Below are 25,208 nucleotides of genomic sequence, written 5' to 3' on the forward strand. Positions count from 1 at the left end.
GCTGCGGACTCCTTGCGCGGCGAGCCGGGCGGGCTCGGTGGGGCGGGTGGTACGGGTGGGACGGGTTCGGGTGGTACGGGTGGTACCGGTGGTACGGGTGGGGCCGGTGAGGGCGAAGCGGCGGGACGGGTTCCCGGTACGGGCTCAGGCCAGGGCGGTGTACAGGCCGGGGCGGCGGTCGCGCAGGTACGGGTTGGCCGCGCGGGAGGCGGCCAGCAGCTCCGGATCGACGTCGCCGACGACCAGTTCCTCGGCGCGTCCGGCGCGGGCGCGGCAGGTGCCGTCGGGCCCGGCCAGGGCGGAGAGCCCGAGGAACTCGAAGTCGCCCTCGTGCCCCGCCCGGTTGGCGTAGGCCACGTACATCTGGTTCTCGAAGGCCCGGGTCGGCACCAGGGACTCGGCGACGAAGGGGAAGGGGTGCATCAGCGCGGTCGGCACCAGCAGCAGGTCGGTGCCGGCCAGGGCGTGGGCGCGGACGTTCTCCGGGAACTCGACGTCGTAGCAGATGAGCAGGCCGACGGTGAGGCCGTTCAGCCCGGCCTGGACGACCGGCCGGTCGCCGGGGGTGAAGTGCTCGTGCTCCAGCGGGCCGAAGAGGTGCGTCTTGCGGTAGTTGGCGAGCCGGGTGCCGTCGGCGGAGATCAACTGGACGGAGTTGAGGACCCGGTCGCCGTCCCGCTCGGGGTAGCCGTAGGCGACGGCGAGGCCGTGCCGGGCGGCGGTGCGCGCGACGGCGTCGGCCGACGGGCCGTCGGCGGGCTCGGCGAGCCGGGTGAGCCCCTCGCCGATGGCGTACCCGGTCAGGAACAGCTCCGAGGTGAGGAGGAGCCCGGCGCCCGCGGCGGCGGCCCGGCCGGCGGCCTCGTCGAGGACCTTGAGGTTCTCGGCGACGGAGCCGGGGCGGCCGGAGCTCTGGAACAGGGCTGTGCGCATGCGGGAACCTCACCGGTGAGCGGGGTGGCGGGGATGCCCTAGACGCTACGGCCGGCGCGCTCGGCCGGACAAGGAGGAGCCGTTGCGCGCCGACGAGGCATTCGTTGCGTGCCTGGTCCGCTTCCCGGTGATTCGTTGCGCGGCGGGCCGGGGGCGCGTACGGAGGCGTGCGTACGGCCGTTTCCGCCGCTCGCGGAGGGGGAGCCGCGCGGGGTTGCCAGGCGACGGTCCGCGTCGGAGAGCCGCCCCGGCGCTCTACGTCGGCGAGCCCGAGGAGAAGCGCCGCAGCAGCGGCGAGAGGACCAGCACCGACTTGGTGCGCTCCACGAAGGGCTCCCCGGCGATCCGCTCCAGCACCCTTTCGAAGTGCCGCATGTCCGAGGCGAAGACCTGGGCGATGGCGTCCGCCTCCCCGGTGACGGTGGAGGCGGACACGACCTCCTGGTAGCGCTCCAGGCCACGCAGGATGGTCTCCGGGGAGGTGTTGCCCCGGCAGTAGATCTCGACGAACCCCTCGGTGCGCCAGCCGAGCGCGGCGGGGTCCACGCGCACCGTGAAGCCGGTGATGGCCCCGGTGGCGCGCAGCCGGTCCACCCTCCGTTTGACGGCGGGCGCGGAGAGGCCGACCAGGTGCCCGATGTCCGCGTAGGAGCGGCGGGCGTCCTCGGCGAGGGCGTGCACGATGCGTTCGTCGAGATCGTTCAGCACTGCGGGTGGTTCACTTCGCTTCCGGGGCGGTACGTCGGGACCGGCGAGAGCCGTACCCGCAGTAGACCACGGGTGCGGCGGCCGGCCCCGGCGGGTTCCGGATCAGACCCAGCTCGCGTGCAGCGGCTTGCCCTCCGCGTAGCCGGCGGCGCTCTGGATGCCGACGATGGCCTTCTCCGCCAACTCCTCCAGCGAGCCGGCACCGGCGTAGGTGCAGGAGGAGCGGACGCCCGCGATGATCGAGTCGATCAGGTCCTCCACGCCGGGACGGGTCGGGTCGAGGAACATCCGCGAGGTGGAGATGCCCTCCTCGAAGAGCGCCTTGCGGGCCCGGTCGTACGACGACTCCTCCGAGGTGCGGTTGCGCACGGCCCGCGCGGAGGCCATGCCGAAGGACTCCTTGTAGAGGCGGCCGTCGGCGTCCTGCTGGAGGTCGCCCGGGGACTCGTAGGTCCCGGCGAACCAGGAGCCGATCATCACGTTGGAGGCGCCGGCCGCGAGGGCCATCGCCACGTCGCGCGGGTGCCGGATGCCGCCGTCGGCCCACACGTGCTTGCCGTGCCTGCGGGCCTCGGCCGCGCACTCCAGCACGGCGGAGAACTGCGGGCGGCCCACGCCGGTCATCATGCGGGTGGTGCACATGGCACCGGGGCCGACCCCGACCTTGACGATGTCCGCGCCGGCCTCGACGAGGTCGCGCACCCCCTCGGCGGAGACGATGTTGCCCGCGACGAGCGGCACCCGCGGGTCGAGGTCGCGCACCAGCTTCACGGCGCTGATCATCGACTCCTGGTGGCCGTGCGCGGTGTCGATGACGAGGGTGTCGACGCCCGCGGCCAGCAGTTGCGCGGCCTTGCCCGCCACGTCGCCGTTGATGCCGACGGCGGCGGCGATCCGCAGCCCGCCGTTCACGTCCGTGGCCGGCGTGTAGAGGGTGGCGCGCAGGGCGCCCTTGCGGGTGAGGATGCCGGCGAGGCGGCCCTCGGCGTCCACGGCGGGCGCGTAGCGGCGGTTGGCGGCGTCGAGGGTGTCGAAGGCCCGGCCGGGGTCCAGGTCCGCGTCGATCAGGAGCAGGTCCTTGGACATGACCTCTTCGAGCTGGGTGAAGCGGTCCACGCCGCTCAGGTCGGCGTCGGTGACCACGCCGACCGGCCGGTGTCCCTCGTCGACGACGACACCGGCGTTGTGCGCCCGCTTGGGCAGCAGGGCGAGCGCGTCGGCGACGGTCTGGTGCGGGGCCAGCACGATCGGGGTGTCCAGCACGTGGTGGCGGCTCTTCACCCAGGAGACGACCTCGGTGACGACCTCGATCGGGATGTCCTGCGGGATGACCACGAGGCCGCCGCGCCGGGCCACCGTCTCGGCCATGCGGCGGCCGGCGATGGCGGTCATGTTGGCGACGACGAGCGGGATGGTGGTGCCGGTGCCGTCCGGGGAGCCGAGGTCCACGTCCTGCCGGGAGCCGACGGCCGACCGGCTCGGCACCATGAAGACGTCGTCGTACGTCAGGTCGTACGAGGGCTGGATGTCGTTGAGGAAACGCACGTGCTGCACATCCCAGTCGTTCAGAGGTGGCCCCCGGGCAGGTCAGCCAGGGGGAAAGAGCACGTACTTCATTCTCCCACGGGGCATGCCGGATCACTCCCGGGCGAAACGTCCAGGAGAACGCACGAACGCCTCGGAGGAATCTCCAGTCCCCCGCGTCCCGGGAGCCCCGCCCGTGACGTGAGCGGGCCCCTGCGGGGCCGTGGCCCGGTCCGGCCCCGGCCCCCTGTCGCGGCGCGCGCCGTGCGCGCCGGTGTCGCCTCAGACCCCGTCGGGGTCGTTCCGCTGGAGCGTCGGCTTGGGCGCCGGGCCCGCCGTCATCAGGTAGTCCGCGGCCGAGGTGTCCGTCACCAGGCTGGTCACCAGCCCGGAGCGGAGCACGGCGTCGATCGCGGCGGCCTTGCGCTGCCCGCCCGCGATCGCCACGACCTCGGGGACGTGGCGGAGCTGGTCGGCCGTGACCGTGATGCACCGCTCCCCCAGGTCCCGCCCGATCCGGCGCCCCTCGGCGTCGAAGAGGAGGGCGGACATCTCGGCGGCCACGCCGAGGGACGCGTAGTGGGCGCGTTCCTCGTCGCTGAGCATGTCGTGCACCGTGGAGATGCCCGGCTCCCAGGAGCCGATGGAGACACAGGCGACCGTCACCTTGTCGAAGTACTCGAAGGCGCGGGCGATCCCGGTCTGATGGCGCAGCGCCGCCGCGGTGGCCGCGTCCGGCAGCAGCATCGGCGCGTAGATGGGGTGGGCGTCGCCGCCCGAGACCTGCGCGGCGCGGCGCACGGCCTCGACCGAACCGCGCTCGGCGGTCCCGGCGTCGTACACGCCGGTGAGCTGGACCACCGTGCAGGGCGGCAGCCGGTCGAGCGCCGCCGCCATGTGGATGGTGGAGCGGCCCCAGGCCAGGCCCAGGACATCGCCCTCGGTGACCAGCTCGCCGAGCAGGTCGGCGGCCACCTCCCCCAGGTTCTCGGGGTCGGGCGTCTCCTCGGCGTCCGCCGGGGACTCCACCACCACGGCGTGCCGGAGCCCGTAACGGGCCCTCAGGGCGTCCGAGCGCTCGGCGTCCAGCTCGGCCGGCACCCGGATCTCGATGCGTACAAGGTCCCGCTCAAGGGCGGTCTCCAGGACCCGGGCCACCTTGAAGCGGCTGACGCCGAACTCCTCGGCGATCTGGATCTTGGATTTCCCCTCAAGGTAGAAGCGGCGGGCCATGGCCGCCGCCTGGACCAGCTCAGCGGGTCCCATCCGCATGGCTGAACGGCCCGCCGACATACCCGACACGGCGTTCTCCTCACTGCTGTTCACACTCTGGATTCACCGTTCATCCTTGCAGATGCGGCGCTTTCGATCAGCCCTGATGGCCGCCGTTCACGTTCCGGTTCCTCAGTGGTCGCACGCCCAGGACGCCTTGGCGGTCGCCGTCTCGGCACGGGCGCGCAGGGAGCGGACCGCCTCGGCCGGGTCGGCGGCCCCGTACACGGCGGAGCCCGCCACGAAGACGTCGGCGCCGGCGTCGGCGCACCGCTCGATGGTGGTGTCCGACACGCCGCCGTCGACCTGGAGCCACAGCTCCAGTCCGTGCTTGTCGATCAGCTCGCGGGTGCGGCGGATCTTGGGAAGCATGATGTCGAGGAACGCCTGCCCGCCGAAGCCCGGCTCGACCGTCATGATCAGCAGCATGTCCAGCTCGGGCAGCAGGTCCTCGTACGGCTCGATCGGCGTCGCGGGCCGCAGCGCCATGGAGGCGCGGGCCCCCTTGGCGCGGATCTCCCGGGCCAGCCGGACCGGCGCGGCGGCGGCCTCGACGTGGAAGGTGACGGAGCCGGCCCCCGCCTCCACGTACTGCGGTGCCCAGCGGTCGGGCGCCTCGATCATCAGGTGGCAGTCCAGCGGGGTGTCCGTCGCACGGGCCAGGGACTCCACGACGGGCACGCCGAGCGTGAGGTTCGGGACGAAGTGGTTGTCCATGACGTCGACATGGAGCCAGTCGGCTCCCTCGACCGCCCGTGCCTCGTCCGCGAGGCGGGCGAAGTCGGCGGACAGGATGCTGGGGTTGATCTGCGCGGCCATGCCCCCAAGCCTGCCATGCCCGGCTCCCGGCGCGGGTGCCCGGTCCAGACCACAGGACGCCCGGCGTGCGCCCGCCCCTCCCGGGGCGCCGGGCGGGGACGGGCTCGGGGCGGGGATGCCGAGGTCAGGCGGTGCGGCGGACCAGCGCGAGGTACATGGCGTCCGTCCCGTGCAGGTGCGGCCAGAGCTGCACGTCGGGCCCTTCCCCCAGGTCCGGTACGCCCGGCAGCAGCGGCCGGGCGTCGACGAGTTCCGCGCCCGGGTGCTGCTTGAGCACGTCGGCGACGACGGCCCGGGTCTCGGCGAGGTGCGGGGAGCAGGTCGCGTAGCCGACGACACCGCCGACGCGGACGGACTCCAGTGCGCCGCGCAGCAGTCCGCGCTGGAGCGGGGCGAAGCCCTCCAGATCCTCGGGGCGGCGCCGCCAGCGCGCCTCCGGACGGCGGCGCAGCGCGCCGAGCCCGGTGCAGGGCACGTCGACCAGGACACGGTCGAAGACGCCGGGCGCCCAGGCCGGACGGGTGCCGTCGGCAGCGATCACCCGGTACGGGCCCGGGTTGCCGTCCAGCGCCCTGGCCACCAGTCCCGCCCGGTGCGGCTGCTTCTCGGAGGCGAGCAGGAAGGCGCCCCGTTCGGCAGCGAGCGCGCCGAGCAGCGCGGCCTTGCCGCCGGGTCCGGCACAGGCGTCCAGCCAGCGCCGGTCCGGTCCCTCCAGCGGGGCCGCGGCCAGGGCCAGGGCGACGAGCTGACTGCCCTCGTCCTGCACACCGGCGCGGCCCTCGCGCACCGCCTCGACGGCGCCGGGCTCGCCGCCCTCGCTCAGCCGCACCGCGTACGGGGACCAGCGGCCCGGTACGGCCGCCTCCTCCTCCAGCAGCTCCGCGGCCGAGGACCGGCCGGGGCGGGCGACGAGGGTGACCTCGGGCCGCTCGTTGTCGGCGGCCAGCAGCGCCTCGATGCCGGACCGGCCGCCGCCGAGCGAGTCCCACAGCGCGGAGACGACCCACCGGGGGTGCGAGTGCACGACGGCGAGGTGGTCCTCGGGGTCCTCCTCGTACGGCGGTGCGACCCGGGCCAGCCAGCCGTCGAGGTCGTCCGCGGCGATCTTGCGCAGCACGGCGTTGACGAACTTGGCCCGTCCGTCGCCGAGCACGACCCGCGCCAGCTCCACGGAGGCGGAGACGGCGGCGTGGCTCGGGATACGGGTGCCGAGCAACTGGTGGGCGCCGAGGCTCAGCACGTCCAGCACCGGCGGGTCCACCTCGCGCAGCGGGCGGTCCACGCAGGCGGCGATGACGGCGTCGTAGGTGCCCTGGCGGCGCAGCGTGCCGTAGACCAGCTCGGTGGCGAGGGCCGCGTCGCGCGCGTCGAAGCCCTCCCGCTGCCGGGCGGCGCGCAGCAGCGGCGGCAGGACGAGGTTGGCGTAGGCGTCCCGTTCGTCCACGGCCCGGAGCGCCTCGAAGGCGAGGATGCGGACGGGGTCCTTGCGCGGCCTGCGGTAGGGCTTGCCGGGCGGGCGGGAACGGCGGGGCTGCTGACTCACGAAAAGGTGCTCCGGATGTGGGATGACAGGCGTTCCCAGCGTACGTCGGCGGCCCCGCCGGCCGTGGCGCGGGTCACGCGCCGAGGACTTCGCCCTCGGCGATGCGGGCGCCGCGCGCCCAGTCCGCGGCCCGCATCGGCTTCTTGCCCTGGGCCTGTACCCAGAGCAGCTCGACGGCGTGGGAACCGGTGCCGACGTGGACGCTGTTCTTGCCGACCGCCGGGCGGCCGGGGGCGAGGTCGGTGCGGCCGGGGGCGGGCGCCGTCTGGACGAGCTTGAGGCGTTCGCCGCGGAAGGTGGTCCAGGCGCCGGGCGCGGGGGTGCAGCCGCGTACCACCCGGTCCACCCGCAGCGCCGGGGCGGACCAGTCGATGCGGGCGTCCTCGACGGTGATCTTCGGGGCGAGGCTGATGCCGTCGGCGGGCTGCGGCACGGGCTTGAGGGCGCCGTCCTCGATGCCGTCCATGGTGGCGGCGAGCAGTCCGGCCCCGGCGAAGGCGAGCCGGGTGAGCAGGTCGCCGCTGGTGTCGGTGGGGCGGACCTCCTCGGTGACGGTGCCGTAGACCGGTCCGGAGTCGAGGCCCTCCTCGATGAGGAAGGTCGACGCGCCGGTGATCTCGTCCCCGGCCATCACCGCGTGCTGCACGGGGGCGGCGCCGCGCCAGGCGGGCAGCAGCGAGAAGTGCAGGTTGACCCAGCCGTGCGCGGGGACGTCCAGGGCCCGGCGGGGCAGCAGCGCGCCGTAGGCGACGACCGGGCAGCAGTCGGGGGCGATGGCCCGCAGCCGCTCCAGGAACTCCGGGTCGCCGGGCCGGGCCGGCTTGAGCACCTCGATCCCGTCCTCCTCGGCCCGCTCGGCCACCGGTGAGGCGATCATCCGGCGCCCGCGTCCGGCCGGCGCGTCGGGGCGCGTGACGACGGCGGCCACCTCGTGGCGCCCGGAGGCGATCAGGGCGTCCAGGGCGGGGACGGCGACCTCGGGGGTGCCGGCGAAGACGAGCTTCATGGGTGGGACGGGCCTCTCGGGCGGGGGCGGATGCGGGCGGCCCACCAGTCTACGAGCCCGGACCGTACGGGGCCCGCCGACCTGACGGGGCCTCTCAGGGGCGCCACGGGGGGTGGCCGGTGCGGCGGTCCGCGGGCGGTGGCTGGCGCGGCGGTGCGCGGGCGGCGGCCAGCCCGGTGGTGCGCGGGCGCTGGCTGGCGCGGCGGTCCGTTGGCGGCAGCCGGGCCGGTGACCCGTAGGCGATGGCCGACGAGGCAGTCCGCAGGCGGCGAACGACACGGCGGCCCGAGGGCGGAGACCGGCCCGGCAGCCCGCAGGCGGCAGCCCGTGGCCGGTGGCCGACACGGCGGCCCGCAGGCGGCAGCCGAGACGGTGGCCCGCAGGCGGCAGCCGACACGGTGGTGCGCGGGCGGTGGCTGGCGCGGCGGTCCGTTGGCGGCGGCCGGCCCGGTGACCCGTAGGCGGCAGCCAACGCGGCGGCCCACAGGCGGCGACCGGCCCGACGGCCCGCAGGCGGTGACCGACACGGCGGCCCGTTGGCGGCGGCCGGCCCGGTGGCCATTAGGCGATGGCCGACGAGGCAGTCCGCGGGCGGCGAACGACACGGCGGCCCGCAGGCGGAGACCGGCCCGGCGGCCCGCAGGCGGCAGCCCGTGGCCGGTGGCCGACGCGGCGCCCCCACAGGCGGCAGCCGGCGCGGTGGTGCGCGGGTGGAAAACGTGCCTCGTCCGGGTGCGCGGGCGGGAGAACACCCCGCGCCCGGACGCGCGGCGCACGACCCGGACGCGAGGGCGCGCACACATGCTCCCACGCCCCCTCACCGTGACCAGCGGAGCGCCCACGCGTTGGTCAAGCAAGAGTTGACCACGCCGGACCGCCCGTGCGGTCCGATCCTTTTCAACGCCGGTTCGAGAGGCTTGTTCATGGCCGACCACGCAACCCACGACGCCCAGGCTCGGGCCAGCCTGCACTTGCTGGTGCGGGACATCGAGCGGGTCCGCCGGCAGGTGGACGCACTGCGCACCCTCACCGCCCAGTTGGGCAACGTCTACCGTCCGCGCCGCTCCGGCCCCGCCACGGGCTTCGTCGTCTACGGACGCGCCCCCGCCCCGACCGTCCGTCTCGCCCAGGAGCTGCGGGACAGTGTCGAGACCCTGGTCACGGCCGCGGTGGACTTCGACCGCTCGCTCGGCTTCTCCTGGGACGCGGTGGGCTCGGCGCTCGGCGTCACCAAGCAGGCGGTGCACCGGCGGTACGGCGCCCGCCGGGCCGCGGCGCAGGCCGCCGCCGCGGAGGCCGCCGAGCACGTCCAGGAGGCGGCCGGCACCGGTCCCCGGGTCAACGTGGGCTCCGTCCCCACGGTCCCGGCGGCCCGCTCCATGCCGACCCAGCCGACGTCGAGCAGCCCGGCCTTCCCCCACGACCCGACCCGGCCGGCCCCCTTCCCCTCCCCACGCAACGGCTGACCCGGCCTCCGGCCACGCGAAGCGCTGATCCCGGCCGCCGGTGCGCCGCCGGCCGCGCAGCGGACCGCCCCCGACCACCCGCCGGCCCGCCCTCAGGTGGCGGCACTCTCCAGGGCGTGCCCGGCCCAGCGGACCGTCTGCCGCGCACGGGCCTACGGTCATCGCCCAGTGGACAACCCCGCCGAGACGACTGCCCCGGCAAGCCGCCCCGCCAGGCACGGCCACGTCCAGCCACCCGGTGGGGCGCGCACAACGTTCCCGTCTCAGGCAGCAGCCGGGCACGCCGCCCCGCCGCGCAACGGCTGCGCCCTGTGGCCCGGCAGACCACCTCGCCGCGACGGGCTGACGCCAGGGCTGCCCGGCACGCCGCCCACCGTGCCACCGCCGCTTCCGGACCTCGCGTGGCTCACCAGGCAACCGGCCCAGCGGGACCCCGCCACACGACGGACCTCAGCTCACCGCCCAGGGGGCCAGCTCGCCACGACGACGGACCCGGCAAGCCGCCCCGCCAGGCATGGCCGCTTCCGACCACCCGGCAGGCCGCCCCGCCGCACCGGGCACCCCGGCACACCGCTCACCTCACCACCACCGTTTCCAGACCTCGCGTGGGCCCCGCCAAGCACAGCCGCTTCCAACCACCCCGCAGGCCACCCCGCCCCGCAACGGCTACGCGCCCCTCCGGCCGCCCCGCCGCCCCGGGCTGACACCGGGCAGCCCGGCGTGCCCCGCACCGCGCCACAGCGGCCCCCGGCAGCCCAGGCGGCCCCGCCGGGTCACCCCGCCGCGCGCCGCCCATCCTGCGCGCCTGCCGTTCCGGCGCCCCGCCCCCTTACCGGCGTCCTCCTGACCGCGCCCGCGTTGTCGCGCGTCAGCCGATGTCGAGGGGGTCGACCCGTACCCACACGGGTGCCGCGCTCCCCCGGGCCATCCGGGACGCCTGCGCCGTCTTCAGGGCCGCTGCCAGGGCCGCGCCCCGGCCCGGCGGCACCCGGACCAGGGCACGCTCCCAGTGCTCGCCGGGAGGCGGAGCGCCCGACCTGCGCGGACTGCCCACGGCCGCGACCGGGAGCGGCACCGGGCCCAGCACCTCGGCCTCCACCGGCAGTTCCACCGCGCGCAGGAAGTCCGCCACCGCCTCCGCCGGCCCCGCCACGGACGCCATCCGCGACACCGGCGGGAAGCCCAGCTCCGCCCGCTCGGCCAGCTCCCGCACCGCGTGACCCACCGGGTCCCAGCGCACCAGCGCCTGCACGGGACGCAGCGTGGGCTCGGCGACCACCACGACCGTGCCGCCCGCGCCCTGCGGACGCACCAGCGCGGCGGCGGCGAGCCAGCGCCGCAAGGCGTCCTCGCCGGCCCGCAGGTCGGGCCGTCCGAGCATCGCCCAGCCGTCGAGCAGCAGGGCCGCCGCGTACCCGCCCTCCGCCACCGGCTCCGCGCCCGGCGTGCTCACCACCAGCGCGGGGGCCGGGGACACCGTGTCGAGGACGTGCTCCCGCCCCGAGGTCCGTACCGGCACGGCCGGGAAGGCCCGCCCCAGCTCCTCGGCGGTGCGCCGGGCCCCCACGATCTGGGCGCGCAGCCGGAAGGACCCGCACTCCGGGCAGTGCCAGCCGTCCTCCTGCCGCCCGCACCATCCGCAGCGCGGCGCGGCCCCGGACTCCTGCCCCTGCAACGGCCCCGCGCAGTGCCCGCACCGCGCGGGCGTCCGGCACGCGGCACACGCCATCCGCGGTACGTAGCCGCGCCGCGGCACCTGCACCAGCACCGGGCCGTGCCGCAGCCCCTCCCGGGCGGCCTGCCAGGCGAGCGTCGGCAGCCGGGCGGCCCGCGCGGCCTCGTCCCGGGCCAGGTCGCCGTCGCCGACCGTGCGCACCAAGGGCGCGGTGGCCCGCACCCGCTCGCGCACGGCGATCAGCGGGCGGGCCCAGCCGGTCTCCACGAGCTGGGCGGCCTCCACCGTGCAGTTCCAGCCGCCCAGCAGGAAGGCGCACCGGTCCTGGGTGGCGCGCAGCACCAGCACCTCGCGGGCGTGCGGCTGCGGGGCGTGCTGTTCGGCGAGGGAGTCGTCGCCGTCGTCCCAGAGGGCGACCAGGCCGAGGTCGCGCACCGGGGCGAACATGGCCGCCCGGGTGCCGACCACGGCCCGTACCGACCCCCGGCGCACGGCGAGCCACCGCGCGTACCGCTTCTCCGGTCCGGCGTCGGCGGTGAGCACGGCGTGCCGGCCCTCGCCGAGGAGCGCGGTCAGCGCCGCGTCGGCCCGTGCGACGGCCCGCCCGTCCGGCAGGACGACGAGCGCGCCCCGGCCGGAGGCCAGCGTCGCGGCGACGGCCCGCGCCAGCTCCTCTGCCCACTCGGGTCCGGGCAGCGCGTTCCACACCGCGCGCGGCGCGGTGCCCGAGGCGAGGGCGGCGAGGAAGGCGGGGCCGCGTTCGTAGCGCTCCCAGGTGCCGGGGCCGGGCGCCTCGGGGGGCGGCAGCGGCTCGGGCGAGGGGCGCCGCTCGGCGCGGGCGCTGCGCGGCGGCACGGCGAGTTGCAGCACGTCGGCGAGGCTGCCCGCGTACCGGTCGGCGACGGCGCGGGCGAGGCCGAGCAGTTGCTCGTCGAGGACCGGCTCGGGCGAGACGACCTGGGCCAGTGCGGCGAGCGGACCGGAGTAGTCGGACTCGGCGAGCCGCTCGACGAGGAAGCCGCCGACGAGTCCGCCGCCCTCGCGCCGCCCGTCCCGCACCCGGTGCCGTCCGGCGCCGAAACGCACCCGCACCCGTACGCCCGGACGGGCGTCGGCGTCGAGTTCCTCGGGGACCGCGTAGTCGAAGTACCGGTCGAGGTGGAGGACGCCCTTGTCGACCAGGACGCGGGCGACGGGCAGCTCCCTGGCGAGGGCGGCGCCGCGCCAGGTACGCGGTTTGGCCCGCGGCGGCCTGGCCGCGCGCACGGTCTCCCGGATGAACGCGAGCTGCTCCGGCGGCGCGTCCTCACCGCCGCCTTCCGGGGGTCCGTTCTCGCTGCTCACGCTTGCATTCTTACCAAACGCCACCGACAACCGCGGGCCCCGCCGGGGGCGGGGCCGGCTCCGCGAGGTCCCGCCCGGCCCACAGCCCGCGCCCCGGGACACACCGAAGCCCACAGCCCCGCCCCCGGAACACGCCGAAGCCCGGCGCCCCTGTCGGGACACCGGGCCTCGCGCCGTACTACCGTCGGCGCACCGCGTGGTCGGGGCCGTGCTACAGCCCCGCCGCCTCCCGCAGCGCGTCCACGCGGTCCGTGCGCTCCCAGGTGAAGTCGGGAAGCTCACGGCCGAAGTGGCCGTACGCCGCGGTCTGGGCGTAGATCGGGCGGAGCAGGTCGAGGTCGCGGATGATGGCGGCCGGCCGGAGGTCGAAGACCTCGTCGATGGCCTTCTCGATCTTCTCCGGCTCGATCTTGGCGGTGCCGAAGGTCTCCACGAAGAGGCCGACCGGCTCGGCCTTGCCGATCGCGTAGGCGACCTGGACCTCGCAGCGGGCGGCGAGCCCGGCGGCGACCACGTTCTTGGCGACCCAGCGCATCGCGTAGGCGGCGGAGCGGTCCACCTTGGACGGGTCCTTGCCGGAGAAGGCGCCGCCGCCGTGGCGGGCCATGCCGCCGTAGGTGTCGATGATGATCTTGCGGCCGGTCAGGCCCGCGTCGCCCATCGGGCCGCCGATCTCGAAGCGGCCGGTGGGGTTGACCAGCAGGCGGTAGTTCTCCGTGTCGAGCTTGATGCCGTCGTCCAGCAGCGCCTTCAGCTCGGGCTCCACGACGAACTCGCGGATGTCCGGCGCGAGCAGCGACTCCAGGTCGATGTCGCTGGCGTGCTGGGAGGAGACGACCACGGTGTCGAGGCGGACGGCCTTGTCGCCGTCGTACTCGATGGTGACCTGGGTCTTCCCGTCGGGGCGTAGGTACGGGATGGTGCCGTTCTTGCGGACGTCCGAGAGGCGCTTGGAGAGGCGGTGCGCCAGGAAGATCGGCAGCGGCATCAGCGTCGGCGTCTCGTCCGAGGCGTAGCCGAACATCAGGCCCTGGTCGCCGGCGCCCTGCCGGTCCAGTTCGTCCAGTGCTCCGCCCGCGGCGCTCTCGACCCGGGACTCGTACGCGGTGTCGACCCCCTGCGCGATGTCCGGGGACTGGGCGCCGATCGACACGGAGACGCCGCAGGAGGCGCCGTCGAAGCCCTTCTTGGAGGAGTCGTAACCGATCTCCAGGATCGTGCCGCGCACCAGCGTGGCGATGTCCGCGTACGCCTTGGTCGTGACCTCTCCGGCGACGTGCACCAGACCGGTCGTGATCAGGGTTTCGACGGCGACCCGGGAGGCCGGGTCCTCACGCAGTAGCGCGTCGAGAATCGTGTCGCTGATCTGGTCAGCGATCTTGTCGGGGTGACCTTCGGTCACGGACTCCGAGGTGAACAGGCGACGGGACACAACGCTCCCTGTGGTTGCAGCGGCTGCTGGCTGATCATTGGCGGACGGCGCGGGGAGCTGCACCCGGCGACGCCCTGGAACAGTTTATCGGTCGCGCTCTGCCGCGGACCCACCCGTCTCAGCTCTCGGGAGGGCTGTGACCTGCGGCACGGGCATTCTGCCCAATCGTGCACGGGCTTGGCCAGGGGCGCCACGCGTGAAGGGGCGCGTTCACCCGCGCGCGGCGCGGCGGAACGGGCGGTTCACTCAAGGCGGGCCACGACCAGGTCCCACACCTTTTCGGCCAGGGCTTCCTTGGGTCCGTACGGGACCGGGGTCTCGGTGCCGTCGGCGCCGAGCACCACGGCCTCGTTCTCCTCGGAGCCGAAGGTCTTGCGCTCGCCCACCTCGTTGACCACGAGGAGGTCGCAGCCCTTGCGCTTCAGCTTGGCCCGGCCGTTGGCGAGGACGTCGTCGGTCTCGGCGGCGAAGCCGACCACGACCTGGCCGGGGCGGGCCCGCCCGGCCGCCACCTCGGCGAGGATGTCGGGGTTGCGGACCAGGGCGATCGGCTCGGGGTCGCGGCCCTCCTGCTTCTTGATCTTCCCCGTGGCGTACTCCGCCGGGCGGAAGTCCGCGACGGCGGCGGCCATGACGACCGCGTCGGCGTCCGCGGCGGCCCGCAGCACCGCCTCCCGCAGCTCCACGGCGGTCCCGGCCCGGACCACGTCGACCCCGGCCGGGTCGGGCAGGGCGGTGTTGGCCGAGACCAGCGTGACGCGGGCGCCCCGGGCGGCGGCGGTGCGGGCGAGGGCGTACCCCTGCTTGCCCGAGGAGCGGTTGCCCAGGAAGCGGACCGGGTCGAGCGGCTCCCGGGTGCCCCCGGCGCTGATCACGACGTGCCGTCCGGCGAGGTCGGGGGCGGCGGCGGTGCGGGCGAGCACCCGGCGGCAGACCTCGAAGATCTCGCCCGGGTCGGGCAGCCGGCCCTTGCCGGTGTCGGCGCCGGTGAGGCGGCCCACGGCGGGCTCGATGACGACGGCGCCGCGGCGGCGCAGCACCGCCACGTTCTCCTGGGTGGCGGGGTGCTCCCACATCTCGGTGTGCATGGCGGGGGCGAAGACGACCGGGCAGCGGGCGGTGAGCAGGGTGTTGGTGAGGAGGTCGTCGGCGAGTCCGTGGGCGGCGCGGGCGAGCAGGTCGGCGGTGGCGGGGGCGACGACGACCAGGTCGGCGCGCTGGCCGATGCGGACGTGCGGGACCTGGTGGACCTCGTCCCAGACCTCGGTCGAGACCGGGTGGCCGGAGAGGGCGGACCAGGTGGCGGCGCCGACGAAGTGCAGCGCGGACGCGGTGGGCACGACCCGGACCGAGTGGCCCGACTCGGTGAGTCTGCGCAGCAGCTCACACGCCTTGTACGCGGCGATCCCGCCGCTGACTCCCAGGACGACCTCGGGCTTGTCCACCGTCTCTCCCCGCAGCTCGGAACAGGACCTCGGAAAACGTACAGCCCCATCACACACCACAGGCCCGGCGGGGGGCCGCCGGGCCTGTGGAAAAGTCAGCGTCGGGCTGACGATACTACTGGGCGGGGCCCTCGACGGCCTCGGACGTCAGCAGTCCCGCGTTGATCTCGCGCAGGGCGATCGAGAGCGGCTTCTCGTGGACGTGCGTGTCGACGAGGGGACCGACGTACTCGAGGAGGCCCTCGCCGAGCTGCGAGTAGTACGCGTTGATCTGGCGGGCCCGCTTGGCCGCGTAGATCACGAGGCTGTACTTCGAGTCGGTTGCCTCGAGGAGCTCGTCGATCGGCGGGTTGATGATGCCCTCGGGCGCGGAGATGGAAGAGGACACGCTCTACCTTCCGATGGATGGGAAAGATGCAGTCGGGGTGACCGGCCGGTACGCAGACCTGTCGCGATCACACGACGTTCGTCAAGGCTAGCAGCTCGCGCGCCACGTCCTCGACGGAGGTGTTGACCAGGGTCCGGTCGAACTCCGGCTCGGCGGCCAGTTCCACCCGGGCCGCGGCGAGCCGGCGCTCGATCACCTCGGGCGATTCCGTGCCCCGGCCGGTGAGCCTGCGCACCAGCTCCTCCCAGGAGGGCGGGGCGAGGAACACCAGTTGGGCGTCGGCCATGGACTCGCGGACCTGCCGCGCGCCCTGGAGGTCGATCTCCAGCAGCACCGGCTCGCCGGCCTCCAGGCGTTCCACCACGGCCGCGCGCGGCGTGCCGTAGCGGTTGCCGGCGAACTCGGCCCACTCCAGCAGCTCACCGTTGGCGATCAGCTTGTCCATCTCGTCGTCGCTGACGAAGAAGTAGTGGACGCCGTGCTGCTCGCCGGGCCGGGGCTTGCGGGTCGTGGCCGACACCGAGAGCCAGACCTCGGGGTGTTCCTTGCGCAGATGGGCGACGACCGTGCTCTTGCCGACCCCGGAGGGGCCGGAGAGCACGGTCAGCCGCGGACGTGCGTCCGGAGGTACGGGGGACGTCCCCCGGGGTGTTGCTGCCATGCGGCGATTATTCCAGTAATCCGGAGTGCTCCGGACTCAGCCGCCGGTGCTGCCGAACTCGCGCTCCAGTGAGGCGATCTGGTTGGAGCCGAGACCGCGCACGCGACGGCTCTCGGAGATGCCGAGCCGCTCCATGATCTGCTTGGCGCGGACTTTGCCCACGCCCGGCAGGGACTCCAGGAGGGCGGAGACCTTCATCTTGCCGATGACGTCGTTCTCCTGGCCCTGCTTGATGACCTCGTGCAGGGAGGCGCCGGAGTGCTTGAGTCGATTCTTGACCTCGGCCCGCTCCCGGCGAGCCGCGGCGGCCTTTTCGAGCGCGGCTGCGCGCTGTTCAGGGGTAAGGGGCGGAAGAGCCACGCCTACGTCACCTCGGATGTCGAACTGTCGGATACGGACCGGTGAGGAACCTAGTCGCCCCACACCCGGGGAGCCACGAGCAACACGCTTGCCCGTTCCTCCCCACTGTCTTGAGGGGCGTGGGAGGCGCCCCCACTCGACGGAGACTAGCGGTCCAGTCCGCCGGAGTCAGCGAGAACAGCGGAAAAGTCCTGGTCAGCCTCCGTCAGGCCAGACATTTAGGACATATTGCCTCGGATTCGAGGATGTATGCCTGACTCTACGCGTCCCCCACGGCCTTCCTGACCTCGGATGCCAGCCGATCGGCGGCGGCGCGCAGCGCCGCCGGGGCGGGACCGTGCCGCAGCACTCCCCGGCTGACGCTGGGCAGCACCCGGCCGAGCGCGGGGCCGAAGACACGCGGCAGATCCGCCGGGGTCGCCCCCTGCGCCCCGATGCCCGGCGCCAGGAGCGGACCGCCCGTGTCCAGGTCGTAGGAGCCGAGGTCGCCCAGGGTCGCGCCGACCACCGCGCCGAAGGAGCCCAGCGGCTCCTGCCCGGCGTTCTCGGCCGCCAGGTGGGCCAGCACGGTCGCGGCGACGCTCCGCCCGTCGGCCCGGACGGCGTGCTGCACCTCGCCGCCCTCCGGGTTGGAGGTCAGGGCCAGCACGAAGAGGCCCGCGCCGCTCTGGCGGGCCAGGTCGACGGCGGGCTTCAGGGAGCCGTAGCCGAGGTAGGGCGAGACGGTGAGCGCGTCCGAGAAGAGCGGGGCGTCCGGGCGCAGGAAGGACTCCGCGTAGGCGGCCATCGTGGAGCCGATGTCGCCGCGCTTGGCGTCCATGAGGACCAGCGCGCCGGCCTCCCGGGCCTCCCGGACGGACGCCTCCAGCACCGCGACGCCGCGCGAGCCGAACCGCTCGTAGAAGGCGCTCTGCGGTTTGAGGACCGCGACGTGGCCGGCGAGCGCCTCGACGACGGTGCGGCTGAACCGCTCCAGACCGGCGACGTCGTCGCCCAGCCCCCAGTCGGCGAGCAGGGAGGCGTGCGGGTCGATGCCCACGCAGAGCGGTCCGCGCTCGTCCATGGCGCGGCGCAGGCGTGCGCCGAAGGGCTCGGTCATGCCGTCTTCCTCACATCGGCGCCGACGGCGTCGGCGAGGGTGGCGTACGGGCTCTGCCGCAGGCGGGCGGCGAGGCCGCGGTGGACGGAGCGGGCCCAGAAGGGGCCCTGGTAGACGAAGGCGCTGTAGCCCTGGACCAGCGTGGCGCCGGCCAGGATGCGCTGCCAGGCGTCCTCGGCGCTCTCCACGCCGCCGACGCCCACGAGGGTGATCCGGTCGCCCACGCGCGCGTACAGGCGGCGCAGCACCTCCAGGGAGCGTTCCTTGAGGGGGGCGCCCGACAGGCCGCCGGTCTCCCGGGTGAGCCGGGCGGCGGAGCGCAGGCCGAGCCCCTCGCGGGCGATGGTGGTGTTGGTGGCGATGATGCCGTCCAGGCCGAGGTCGACGGCGAGGTCGGCGACCGCGTCGACGTCCTCGTCGGCGAGGTCGGGGGCGATCTTGACCAGGAGCGGGACGCGCCGGGCGGGGACCGCGCGGTCGGCGGCCTCGCGGACGGCGCTCAGCAGCGGCCGGAGCGCCTCGGTGGCCTGGAGGTTCCGCAGTCCGGGCGTGTTGGGCGAGGAGACGTTGACGACGAGGTAGTCGGCGTGCGGGGCGAGGCGTTCGGCGGACTTCACGTAGTCGGCGACGGCCTCCTCCTCGGGGACCGCCTTGGTCTTGCCGATGTTGACGCCGACGACGGTCCGGAAGACGGGCTCGCGGGAGGCCAGCCGGGCGGCGACCGCGCGCGAGCCCTCGTTGTTGAAGCCCATGCGGTTGATCAGCGCCCGGTCGGTGACCAGGCGGAAGAGGCGGCGGCGCGGGTTGCCCGGCTGCGGCTCGCCGGTGACCGTGCCGATCTCGACGTGGTCGAAGCCGAGCATCGCCAGGCCGTCGATGCCGACCGCGTTCTTGTCAAAGCCGGCGGCGAGGCCGAAGGGCCCGTGCATCCGCAGCCCCAGGGCCTCGGTGCGCAGCTCCTCGTGGCGCGGGGCGAGCACGGCGGCGGCGAAGGTGCGCAGCACGGGGACGCGGGCGGCCCGGCGAATCCAGCGGAAGGCCAGGTGGTGGGCGTCTTCGGGGTCCATGCGGCTGAAGAACAGGCGGAAGAAGAGCGTGTACATGTGTGTCGGTGTCCCAGGGTCCTCGGGAAGCCGCGCGGGCTTGGGGAAGCGTCGTGAGCGCCGGGGCGGCCGTGCGCCGGGGCCGTCCCCGGTACACGGCCCGAGGGGGACACCGTCTCCGGTGTCCCCCTCGGGAGTGCTAGTCGCGGGCCGCGATCAGGAACTCGGCGTGTTCCTGGAGGGAGCGGACCCCCACCTCGCCCCGGTGCAGGGCGTCGATGCCCTGGACCGCCGCGGCGAGCGCCTGGACCGTCGTCAGGCAGGGCACGGCGCGGGAGACGGCCGCCGTGCGGATGTCGTAGCCGTCGAGCCGGCCGCCGGTGCCGTACGGCGTGTTGACGATGAGGTCGACCTCGCCGTCGTGGATGAGCTGGACGATGGTCCGCTCGCCGTTCGGGCCGGTGCCCTCGGACTGCTTGCGCACGACGGTGGCGTTGATGCCGTTGCGCTTGAGGACCTCGGCGGTGCCGGAGGTGGCGAGCAGTTCGAAGCCGTGGGCGACCAACTCGCGCGCCGGGAAGATCATCGAGCGCTTGTCGCGGTTGGCGACGGAGATGAACGCCCGGCCCTTGGTCGGCAGCGGCCCGTACGCGCCGGCCTGCGACTTGGCGTAGGCGGTGCCGAAGAGCGAGTCGATGCCCATGACCTCGCCGGTGGAGCGCATCTCCGGGCCGAGGACGGTGTCGACGCCGCGGCCGTGGATGTCCCGGAAGCGGGACCAGGGCAGCACGGCCTCCTTGACGGAGATCGGCGCGTCCAGCGGCAGGGTCCCGCCGTCGCCGGCGGCGGGCAGCAGTCCCTCGGCGCGCAGCTCGGCGATGGTGGCGCCGAGCGAGATGCGGGCGGCGGCCTTGGCCAGCGGCACCGCGGTCGCCTTCGAGGTGAAGGGCACGGTCCGCGAGGCGCGCGGGTTGGCCTCCAGGACGTAGAGGATGTCGCCGGAGAGCGCGAACTGGATGTTGATCAGACCGCGTACGCCGACCCCGGCGGCGATGGACTCCGTGGAGGTGCGCAGCCGCTTGATGTCGAAGCCGCCGAGCGTGATCGGGGGCAGGGCGCACGCCGAGTCGCCGGAGTGGATGCCGGCCTCCTCGATGTGCTCCATGACGCCGCCGAGGTACAGCTCGTTCCCGTCGTAGAGCGCGTCGACGTCGATCTCGATGGCGTCGTCGAGGAAGCGGTCGACGAGGACCGGGCGGGAGGGGCCGATCTCGGTGGACTCGGCGATGTACGACTCCAGCCGGGCCTCCTCGTAGACGATCTCCATGCCGCGTCCGCCGAGCACGTACGAGGGCCGCACCAGGACCGGGTAGCCGATCTCGTCCGCGATGGACTTGGCCTCGGCGAAGGTGGTGGCGGTGCCGTGCTTGGGGGCGGGCAGTCCGGCCTCGGCGAGGACGCGGCCGAAGGCGCCCCGGTCCTCGGCGGCGTGGATGGCCTCGGGCGGCGTGCCGACGATGGGGACGCCGTTGTCCTTGAGGGCCTGGGCGAGGCCGAGCGGGGTCTGTCCGCCGAGCTGGACGATGACGCCCGCGACCGGGCCGGCCTGCTGCTCGGCGTGGACGATCTCCAGGACGTCCTCCAGGGTGAGCGGCTCGAAGTAGAGCCGGTCGGAGGTGTCGTAGTCGGTGGAGACGGTCTCCGGGTTGCAGTTGACCATCACGGTCTCGTACCCGGCGTCGCTCAGCGCGAAGGAGGCGTGCACGCAGGAGTAGTCGAACTCGATGCCCTGGCCGATGCGGTTGGGTCCGGAGCCCAGGATGATCACGGCGGGCTTCTCGCGCGGGGCGACCTCGCTCTCCTCGTCGTAGGACGAGTAGAAGTACGGGGTCTTCGCGGCGAACTCGGCGGCGCAGGTGTCGACCGTCTTGTAGACCGGGCGGATGCCGAGGGCGTGCCGGACCTCGCGGACGACGTCCTCGCGCAGGCCGCGGATCTCGCCGATCTGCTGGTCGGAGAAGCCGTGCCGCTTGGCCTCGGCGAGCAGGTCGCGGGTCAGCTCGGGCGCGGCGGCGATCTCGTCGGCGATCTCCTTGACGAGGAAGAGCTGGTCGACGAACCAGGGGTCGATCCGGGTGGCCTCGAAGACCTCCTCGGGCGTGGCGCCCGCGCGGATGGCCTGCATGACCGCGTTGACGCGGCCGTCGGTGGGGCGGACCGCCTCCCGCAGCAGTTCGGCCTTGTCGCCGGGCTCGCCGACGAAGGTGAAGCGGCTGTCCTTCTTCTCCAGCGAGCGCAGGGCCTTCTGGAACGCCTCGGTGAAGTTGCGGCCGATCGCCATGGCCTCGCCGACCGACTTCATGGTGGTGGTCAGCGTGGAGTCGGCGGAGGGGAACTTCTCGAAGGCGAAGCGGGGCGCCTTGACGACCACGTAGTCGATGGTCGGCTCGAAGGAGGCCGGGGTCTCGCGCGTGATGTCGTTGGGGATCTCGTCGAGGGTGTAGCCGACGGCGAGCTTGGCGGCGATCTTGGCGATGGGGAAGCCGGTCGCCTTGGAGGCGAGCGCCGAGGAGCGCGAGACGCGCGGGTTCATCTCGATGACGATGACCCGGCCGTCCTCGGGGTTGACCGCGAACTGGATGTTGCAGCCGCCGGTGTCGACGCCGACCTCGCGGATGACGGCGATGCCGATGTCGCGCAGGACCTGGTACTCGCGGTCGGTCAGGGTCATCGCGGGCGCGACGGTGATCGAGTCGCCGGTGTGCACGCCCATCGGGTCGAAGTTCTCGATGGAGCAGACGACCACGACGTTGTCGTTCCGGTCGCGCATCAGCTCCAACTCGTACTCCTTCCAGCCGAGGATGGACTCCTCCAGGAGCACCTCGGTGGTCGGCGAGAGGGCGAGGCCCTGGCCGGCGATGCGGCGCAGCTCCTCCTCGTCGTGGGCGAAGCCGGAGCCGGCGCCGCCCATGGTGAAGGAGGGGCGGACGACGACGGGGTAGCCGCCCAGCTCGTCGACGCCGGCGAGGATCTCGTCCATGGAGTGGCAGATGACCGAGCGGGCGGACTCGCCGTGGCCGGTCTTCTTGCGGACCTCTTCGACGACGTCCTTGAAGAGGTCGCGGTCCTCGCCCTTGTGGATGGCGGCGACGTTGGCGCCGATCAGCTCCACGCCGTACTTGTCGAGGACGCCGCTGTCGTGCAGGGAGATGGCGGTGTTGAGGGCCGTCTGGCCGCCCAGGGTGGGCAGCAGCGCGTCGGGGCGCTCCTTGGCGATGATCTTCTCGACGAACTCGGGGGTGATCGGCTCGACGTAGGTGGCGTCGGCGATCTCCGGGTCGGTCATGATCGTGGCCGGGTTGGAGTTGACGAGGACGACCCGCAGGCCCTCGGCCCTCAGGACGCGGCACGCCTGGGTGCCGGAGTAGTCGAACTCGGCGGCCTGGCCGATGACGATCGGGCCGGAGCCGATGACCAGGACGGACTGGATATCGGTGCGCTTAGGCACGCTGGCCCTCCATCAGGGAGACGAAACGGTCGAACAGGTAGGCGGCGTCGTGCGGGCCGGAGGCCGCCTCCGGGTGGTACTGGACGCTGAAGGCCGGCTTGTCGAGGAGGCGCAGCCCCTCCACCACGTCGTCGTTGAGGCAGACGTGGGAGACCTCGACACGGCCGTAGGGGGTGTCGGACACCTGGTCGAGCGGGGCGTCGACGGCGAAGCCGTGGTTGTGCGAGGTGATCTCGACCTTGCCGGTCGTACGGTCCTGTACGGGCTGGTTGATGCCGCGGTGGCCGTACTTCAGCTTGTAGGTGCCGAAGCCGAGGGCGCGGCCGAGGATCTGGTTGCCGAAGCAGATGCCGAAGAGCGGGGTGCCGCGGTCCAGGACGCCGCGCATCAGGGAGACGGCGTGGTCGGCGGTGGCGGGGTCGCCGGGGCCGTTGGAGAAGAAGACGCCGTCGGGCCGGACCGCGTAGACGTCCTCGATGGTGGCGGTGGCGGGCAGGACGTGCACCTCGATGCCGCGCTGGGCCATCCGGTACGGGGTGGTGCCCTTGATGCCGAGGTCGACGGCGGCGACGGTGAACCGCTTCTCGCCGGCCGCGGGGACGACGTACGCCTCGGCGGTGGTCACCTCGGCGGTCAGGTCGGCGCCCGCCATGCCGGGGGTCTCGCGGACCCGGGCGAGCAGGGCGGCCTCGTCGGCGATCTCCTCGCCGGAGAAGATGCCGGCGCGCATGGCGCCGCGCTCGCGCAGGTGGCGGGTGAGGGCGCGGGTGTCGATGCCGGAGATGCCGACGACGCCCTGCTCGGCGAGCTCGTCGTCGAGGGAGCGGCGGGAGCGCCAGTTGGAGGGCAGGCGGGCGGGGTCGCGGACGACGAAGCCGGCCACCCACATCGTGCGGGACTCGCGGTCCTCGTCGTTGACGCCGGTGTTCCCGACGTGCGGGGCGGTCATCACGACGACCTGGCGGTGGTACGACGGGTCGGTGAGGGTCTCCTGGTAGCCGGTCATGCCGGTGGAGAACACGGCTTCGCCGAAGGTGGCCCCCACGGCCCCGTAGGCACGGCCGCGGAAGCTCCGGCCGTCCTCCAGGACGAGTACGGCGGGAGTCCTGGCGGCTCCCCTGGTGGAGGTCGTCATCGTGCGCCTTCCGTTTCCGTCTTGTTGATCATGTCGTTCAGGGTGTCGGCCCACTCGGTGTGCTCGGCCGCGCGGTCGGAGCGGAAGCCGGAGTCGATCAGCCGGTCGCCGTGCTCCCAGGTCACCACGAGCAGTCCGCCCTCGGTGAGGACCTTGCCGGCGATGCCCTTGTCGAGGCGGGCCTCGCGCAGCCGGCCGGCCGGGACGAAGAAGTCGTCCGCGCCGGGGCGCACGACCTCCAGTCCCGCGTCGGTCAGGGTCAGCTCGGCGCGGCTGCGGGTGCCCAGTCCGCGGGCGACGATGCGGTCGAGCCACTGCCCGGCGGTGGTGGAGCCGTGGTAGCGCCCGCTCATGGTCAGCCGGGCGGGGCCGGGCGTGTCGGGGGCGGTGGGCAGCTCGGGCAGGTCGCCCTGGAGGGTGCCGCGCCACTTCCAGCCCTCGCGCATCAGCCAGTAGACGAGGGCCACGAACAGGCCGAGGCCGACGACCCAGCCGATGCGCGCGGCCCAGTCGGTCACTTGCGCCGATTCCTTCTCGGCGGCCAGCAGGATTACAGGTGTCACGTGAGCTTCCCGTCGACGAGCGTGGCCTTGCCCCGCAGCCATGTGTGCGTGACACGGCCCGGCAGCTCGCGGCCCTCGTAGGGGGTGTTGCGGCTGCGCGAGGCGAAGCCCGCGGGGTCCACCCGGCCACGGTATGCGGTGTCCACGAGGGTGAGGTTGGCGGGCTCACCAGCCGAGACGGGCCGGCCGTGGCCGGTGGCGCGGCCGATCCGGGCCGGGGTGAAGGACATCCGGTCGGCGACGCCGGCCCAGTCCAGCAGGCCCGTCTCCACCATCGTCTCCTGGACCACCGACAGCGCGGTCTCCAGGCCGACCATGCCCATGGCGGCGGCGGCCCACTCGCAGTCCTTGTCCTCGTGCGGGTGCGGGGCGTGGTCGGTGGCGACGATGTCGATCGTGCCGTCGGCGAGCGCCTCGCGCAGCGCCATGACGTCGCGCTCCGTGCGCAGCGGCGGGTTGACCTTGTAGACCGGGTCGTAGGAGCGCACCAGTTCGTCGGTGAGGAGCAGGTGGTGCGGGGTGACCTCGGCGGTGACGTCGATGCCGCGGGACTTGGCCCAGCGCACGATCTCCACGGAGCCGGCGGTGGAGAGGTGGCAGATGTGGACGCGGGAGCCGACGTGGTCGGCGAGCAGGACGTCCCGCGCGATGACCGACTCCTCGGCGACGGCGGGCCAGCCGCCGAGTCCCAGTTCGGCGGAGACGACGCCCTCGTTCATCTGGGCGCCCTCGGTGAGCCGGGGCTCCTGGGCGTGCTGGGCGATGACGCCGCCGAACGCCTTCACGTACTCCAGGGCGCGGCGCATGATCACGGCGTCGTGGACGCACTTGCCGTCGTCGGAGAAGACGGTGACGCCGGCCGCGGACTCGTGCATGGCGCCGAGTTCGGCGAGCTGGGCTCCCTCCAGGCCGACGGTGACGGCGCCGATGGGCTGCACGTCGCAGTAGCCGTGGTCCCGGCCGAGCCGGTAGACCTGCTCGACCACGCCGGCGGTGTCGGCGACGGGGAAGGTGTTGGCCATGGCGAAGACGCTGGTGTAGCCGCCGCTCGCCGCCGCGCGGGTGCCGGTCAGGACGGTCTCGGAGTCCTCACGGCCTGGTTCGCGCAGGTGGGTGTGGAGGTCGACCAGGCCCGGCAGGAGCACCTTGCCGGCCGCCTCGACGACCTCGGCGCCCTCGGCGCTCAGGCCGGTGCCGACCTCGGCGACGACGCCGCCGTCGACCAGGACGTCCCGGGGGTCGCCGCCGAGCACCTTCGCACCGCGGATCAGGGTCTTGCTCATC

Annotated in this window: 20 protein-coding genes; 1 reads left to right on the forward strand and 19 read right to left on the reverse strand. The window is 74.0% G+C overall.

The window, feature by feature from the left end:
- Nucleotides 1-144 precede the first annotated feature (144 nt).
- The 7 genes from J5Y05_RS24665 to fmt all read right to left on the reverse strand — a co-directional run bounded on the left by J5Y05_RS24665 (nt 145) and on the right by fmt (nt 7,805).
- The gene (locus J5Y05_RS24665) at nt 145-933 is read right to left on the reverse strand and encodes a carbon-nitrogen hydrolase family protein (protein WP_210875275.1); all 789 of its coding nucleotides are present in this window, start codon (nt 931-933) and stop codon (nt 145-147) included.
- A 255-nt stretch (nt 934-1,188) separates the two neighbouring features.
- A complete protein-coding gene (locus tag J5Y05_RS24670) occupies nt 1,189-1,641 on the reverse strand; it encodes an Lrp/AsnC family transcriptional regulator (RefSeq protein WP_210875276.1) in 453 nt (150 codons plus the stop codon).
- A gap of 102 nt (nt 1,642-1,743) precedes the next feature.
- Nucleotides 1,744-3,186 carry a GuaB1 family IMP dehydrogenase-related protein gene (locus tag J5Y05_RS24675; RefSeq protein ID WP_210875531.1) on the reverse strand — a complete coding sequence of 481 codons (1,443 nt, stop codon included), beginning with the start codon at nt 3,184-3,186 and terminating at the stop codon, nt 1,744-1,746.
- Nucleotides 3,187-3,447: 261 nt separating this feature from the next.
- On the reverse strand, nt 3,448-4,491 hold the full coding sequence (locus J5Y05_RS24680) for a sugar-binding transcriptional regulator (RefSeq protein WP_051821395.1): 1,044 nt from the start codon (nt 4,489-4,491) through the stop codon (nt 3,448-3,450).
- 78 nt (nt 4,492-4,569) lie between these two features.
- Nucleotides 4,570-5,256: a ribulose-phosphate 3-epimerase gene (gene rpe / locus J5Y05_RS24685; RefSeq protein ID WP_210875277.1), complete on the reverse strand. Its 687-nt coding sequence runs from the start codon at nt 5,254-5,256 to the stop codon at nt 4,570-4,572.
- Nucleotides 5,257-5,380: 124 nt separating this feature from the next.
- On the reverse strand, nt 5,381-6,799 hold the full coding sequence (locus tag J5Y05_RS24690; protein WP_210875278.1) for an RsmB/NOP family class I SAM-dependent RNA methyltransferase: 1,419 nt from the start codon (nt 6,797-6,799) through the stop codon (nt 5,381-5,383).
- Nucleotides 6,800-6,872: 73 nt separating this feature from the next.
- Nucleotides 6,873-7,805: a methionyl-tRNA formyltransferase gene (gene fmt, locus J5Y05_RS24695; protein ID WP_210875279.1), complete on the reverse strand. Its 933-nt coding sequence runs from the start codon at nt 7,803-7,805 to the stop codon at nt 6,873-6,875.
- A 923-nt stretch (nt 7,806-8,728) separates the two neighbouring features.
- On the opposite strand from fmt, the gene J5Y05_RS24700 reads away from it, so the two are divergent.
- On the forward strand, nt 8,729-9,271 hold the full coding sequence (locus tag J5Y05_RS24700) for a hypothetical protein (protein ID WP_210875280.1): 543 nt from the start codon (nt 8,729-8,731) through the stop codon (nt 9,269-9,271).
- 868 nt (nt 9,272-10,139) lie between these two features.
- Here the strand turns inward: J5Y05_RS24700 and J5Y05_RS24705 are convergent.
- The 12 genes from J5Y05_RS24705 to J5Y05_RS24760 form a co-directional block, all read right to left on the reverse strand.
- Complete coding sequence (locus tag J5Y05_RS24705; RefSeq protein ID WP_210875281.1) at nt 10,140-12,290, reverse strand: primosomal protein N'; 2,151 nt, start codon at nt 12,288-12,290, stop codon at nt 10,140-10,142.
- 211 nt (nt 12,291-12,501) lie between these two features.
- Nucleotides 12,502-13,722, reverse strand: coding sequence for a methionine adenosyltransferase (gene metK / locus J5Y05_RS24710; protein WP_210875282.1), 1,221 nt, complete (start codon nt 13,720-13,722; stop codon nt 12,502-12,504).
- A gap of 242 nt (nt 13,723-13,964) precedes the next feature.
- Nucleotides 13,965-15,167, reverse strand: coding sequence for a bifunctional phosphopantothenoylcysteine decarboxylase/phosphopantothenate--cysteine ligase CoaBC (coaBC, locus tag J5Y05_RS24715; RefSeq protein ID WP_210875283.1), 1,203 nt, complete (start codon nt 15,165-15,167; stop codon nt 13,965-13,967).
- A 115-nt stretch (nt 15,168-15,282) separates the two neighbouring features.
- A complete protein-coding gene (rpoZ, locus tag J5Y05_RS24720; protein ID WP_003988945.1) occupies nt 15,283-15,555 on the reverse strand; it encodes a DNA-directed RNA polymerase subunit omega in 273 nt (90 codons plus the stop codon).
- A gap of 67 nt (nt 15,556-15,622) precedes the next feature.
- A complete protein-coding gene (gene gmk / locus J5Y05_RS24725) occupies nt 15,623-16,216 on the reverse strand; it encodes a guanylate kinase (protein WP_210875284.1) in 594 nt (197 codons plus the stop codon).
- Nucleotides 16,217-16,252: 36 nt separating this feature from the next.
- Nucleotides 16,253-16,576, reverse strand: a complete 324-nt coding sequence (locus tag J5Y05_RS24730; protein ID WP_030420865.1) for an integration host factor — start codon at nt 16,574-16,576, stop codon at nt 16,253-16,255.
- Nucleotides 16,577-16,835: 259 nt separating this feature from the next.
- Entirely contained in the window at nt 16,836-17,675 is an 840-nt protein-coding gene (gene pyrF / locus J5Y05_RS24735; protein WP_210875285.1) for an orotidine-5'-phosphate decarboxylase, read from the reverse strand.
- On the reverse strand, nt 17,672-18,778 hold the full coding sequence (locus tag J5Y05_RS24740) for a quinone-dependent dihydroorotate dehydrogenase (protein WP_210875286.1): 1,107 nt from the start codon (nt 18,776-18,778) through the stop codon (nt 17,672-17,674). Before J5Y05_RS24740 ends, pyrF begins: the two co-directional genes overlap by 4 nt.
- Nucleotides 18,779-18,917: 139 nt before the next feature.
- Nucleotides 18,918-22,226: a carbamoyl-phosphate synthase large subunit gene (carB, locus tag J5Y05_RS24745; protein ID WP_210875287.1), complete on the reverse strand. Its 3,309-nt coding sequence runs from the start codon at nt 22,224-22,226 to the stop codon at nt 18,918-18,920.
- Nucleotides 22,219-23,361, reverse strand: a complete 1,143-nt coding sequence (carA, locus tag J5Y05_RS24750) for a glutamine-hydrolyzing carbamoyl-phosphate synthase small subunit (protein WP_210875288.1) — start codon at nt 23,359-23,361, stop codon at nt 22,219-22,221. The genes carB and carA overlap by 8 nt, the downstream gene beginning before the upstream one ends.
- Nucleotides 23,358-23,924, reverse strand: coding sequence for a PH-like domain-containing protein (locus J5Y05_RS24755; protein WP_210875289.1), 567 nt, complete (start codon nt 23,922-23,924; stop codon nt 23,358-23,360). Before J5Y05_RS24755 ends, carA begins: the two co-directional genes overlap by 4 nt.
- On the reverse strand, nt 23,921-25,207 hold the full coding sequence (locus tag J5Y05_RS24760; RefSeq protein ID WP_210875290.1) for a dihydroorotase: 1,287 nt from the start codon (nt 25,205-25,207) through the stop codon (nt 23,921-23,923). Before J5Y05_RS24760 ends, J5Y05_RS24755 begins: the two co-directional genes overlap by 4 nt.
- Nucleotide 25,208: the final 1 nt, after the last annotated feature.

Origin of the sequence: Streptomyces tagetis, from assembly GCF_018069565.1 — a bacterium.
GTDB lineage: Bacteria > Actinomycetota > Actinomycetes > Streptomycetales > Streptomycetaceae > Streptomyces > Streptomyces tagetis.

What these genes read in the sequence shown, in the direction of transcription:
- J5Y05_RS24665 (WP_210875275.1), bottom strand. Translation starts at nt 933, where the DNA reads ATGCGCACAGCCCTGTTCCAGAGCTCCGGCCGCCCCGGCTCCGTCGCC.
- rpe (WP_210875277.1), bottom strand. Translation starts at nt 5,256, where the DNA reads ATGGCCGCGCAGATCAACCCCAGCATCCTGTCCGCCGACTTCGCCCGC.
- fmt (WP_210875279.1), bottom strand. Translation starts at nt 7,805, where the DNA reads ATGAAGCTCGTCTTCGCCGGCACCCCCGAGGTCGCCGTCCCCGCCCTG.
- J5Y05_RS24700 (WP_210875280.1), top strand. Translation starts at nt 8,729, where the DNA reads ATGGCCGACCACGCAACCCACGACGCCCAGGCTCGGGCCAGCCTGCAC.
- gmk (WP_210875284.1), bottom strand. Translation starts at nt 16,216, where the DNA reads ATGGCAGCAACACCCCGGGGGACGTCCCCCGTACCTCCGGACGCACGT.
- pyrF (WP_210875285.1), bottom strand. Translation starts at nt 17,675, where the DNA reads ATGACCGAGCCCTTCGGCGCACGCCTGCGCCGCGCCATGGACGAGCGC.
- J5Y05_RS24740 (WP_210875286.1), bottom strand. Translation starts at nt 18,778, where the DNA reads ATGTACACGCTCTTCTTCCGCCTGTTCTTCAGCCGCATGGACCCCGAA.
- carA (WP_210875288.1), bottom strand. Translation starts at nt 23,361, where the DNA reads ATGACGACCTCCACCAGGGGAGCCGCCAGGACTCCCGCCGTACTCGTC.
- J5Y05_RS24760 (WP_210875290.1), bottom strand. Translation starts at nt 25,207, where the DNA reads ATGAGCAAGACCCTGATCCGCGGTGCGAAGGTGCTCGGCGGCGACCCC.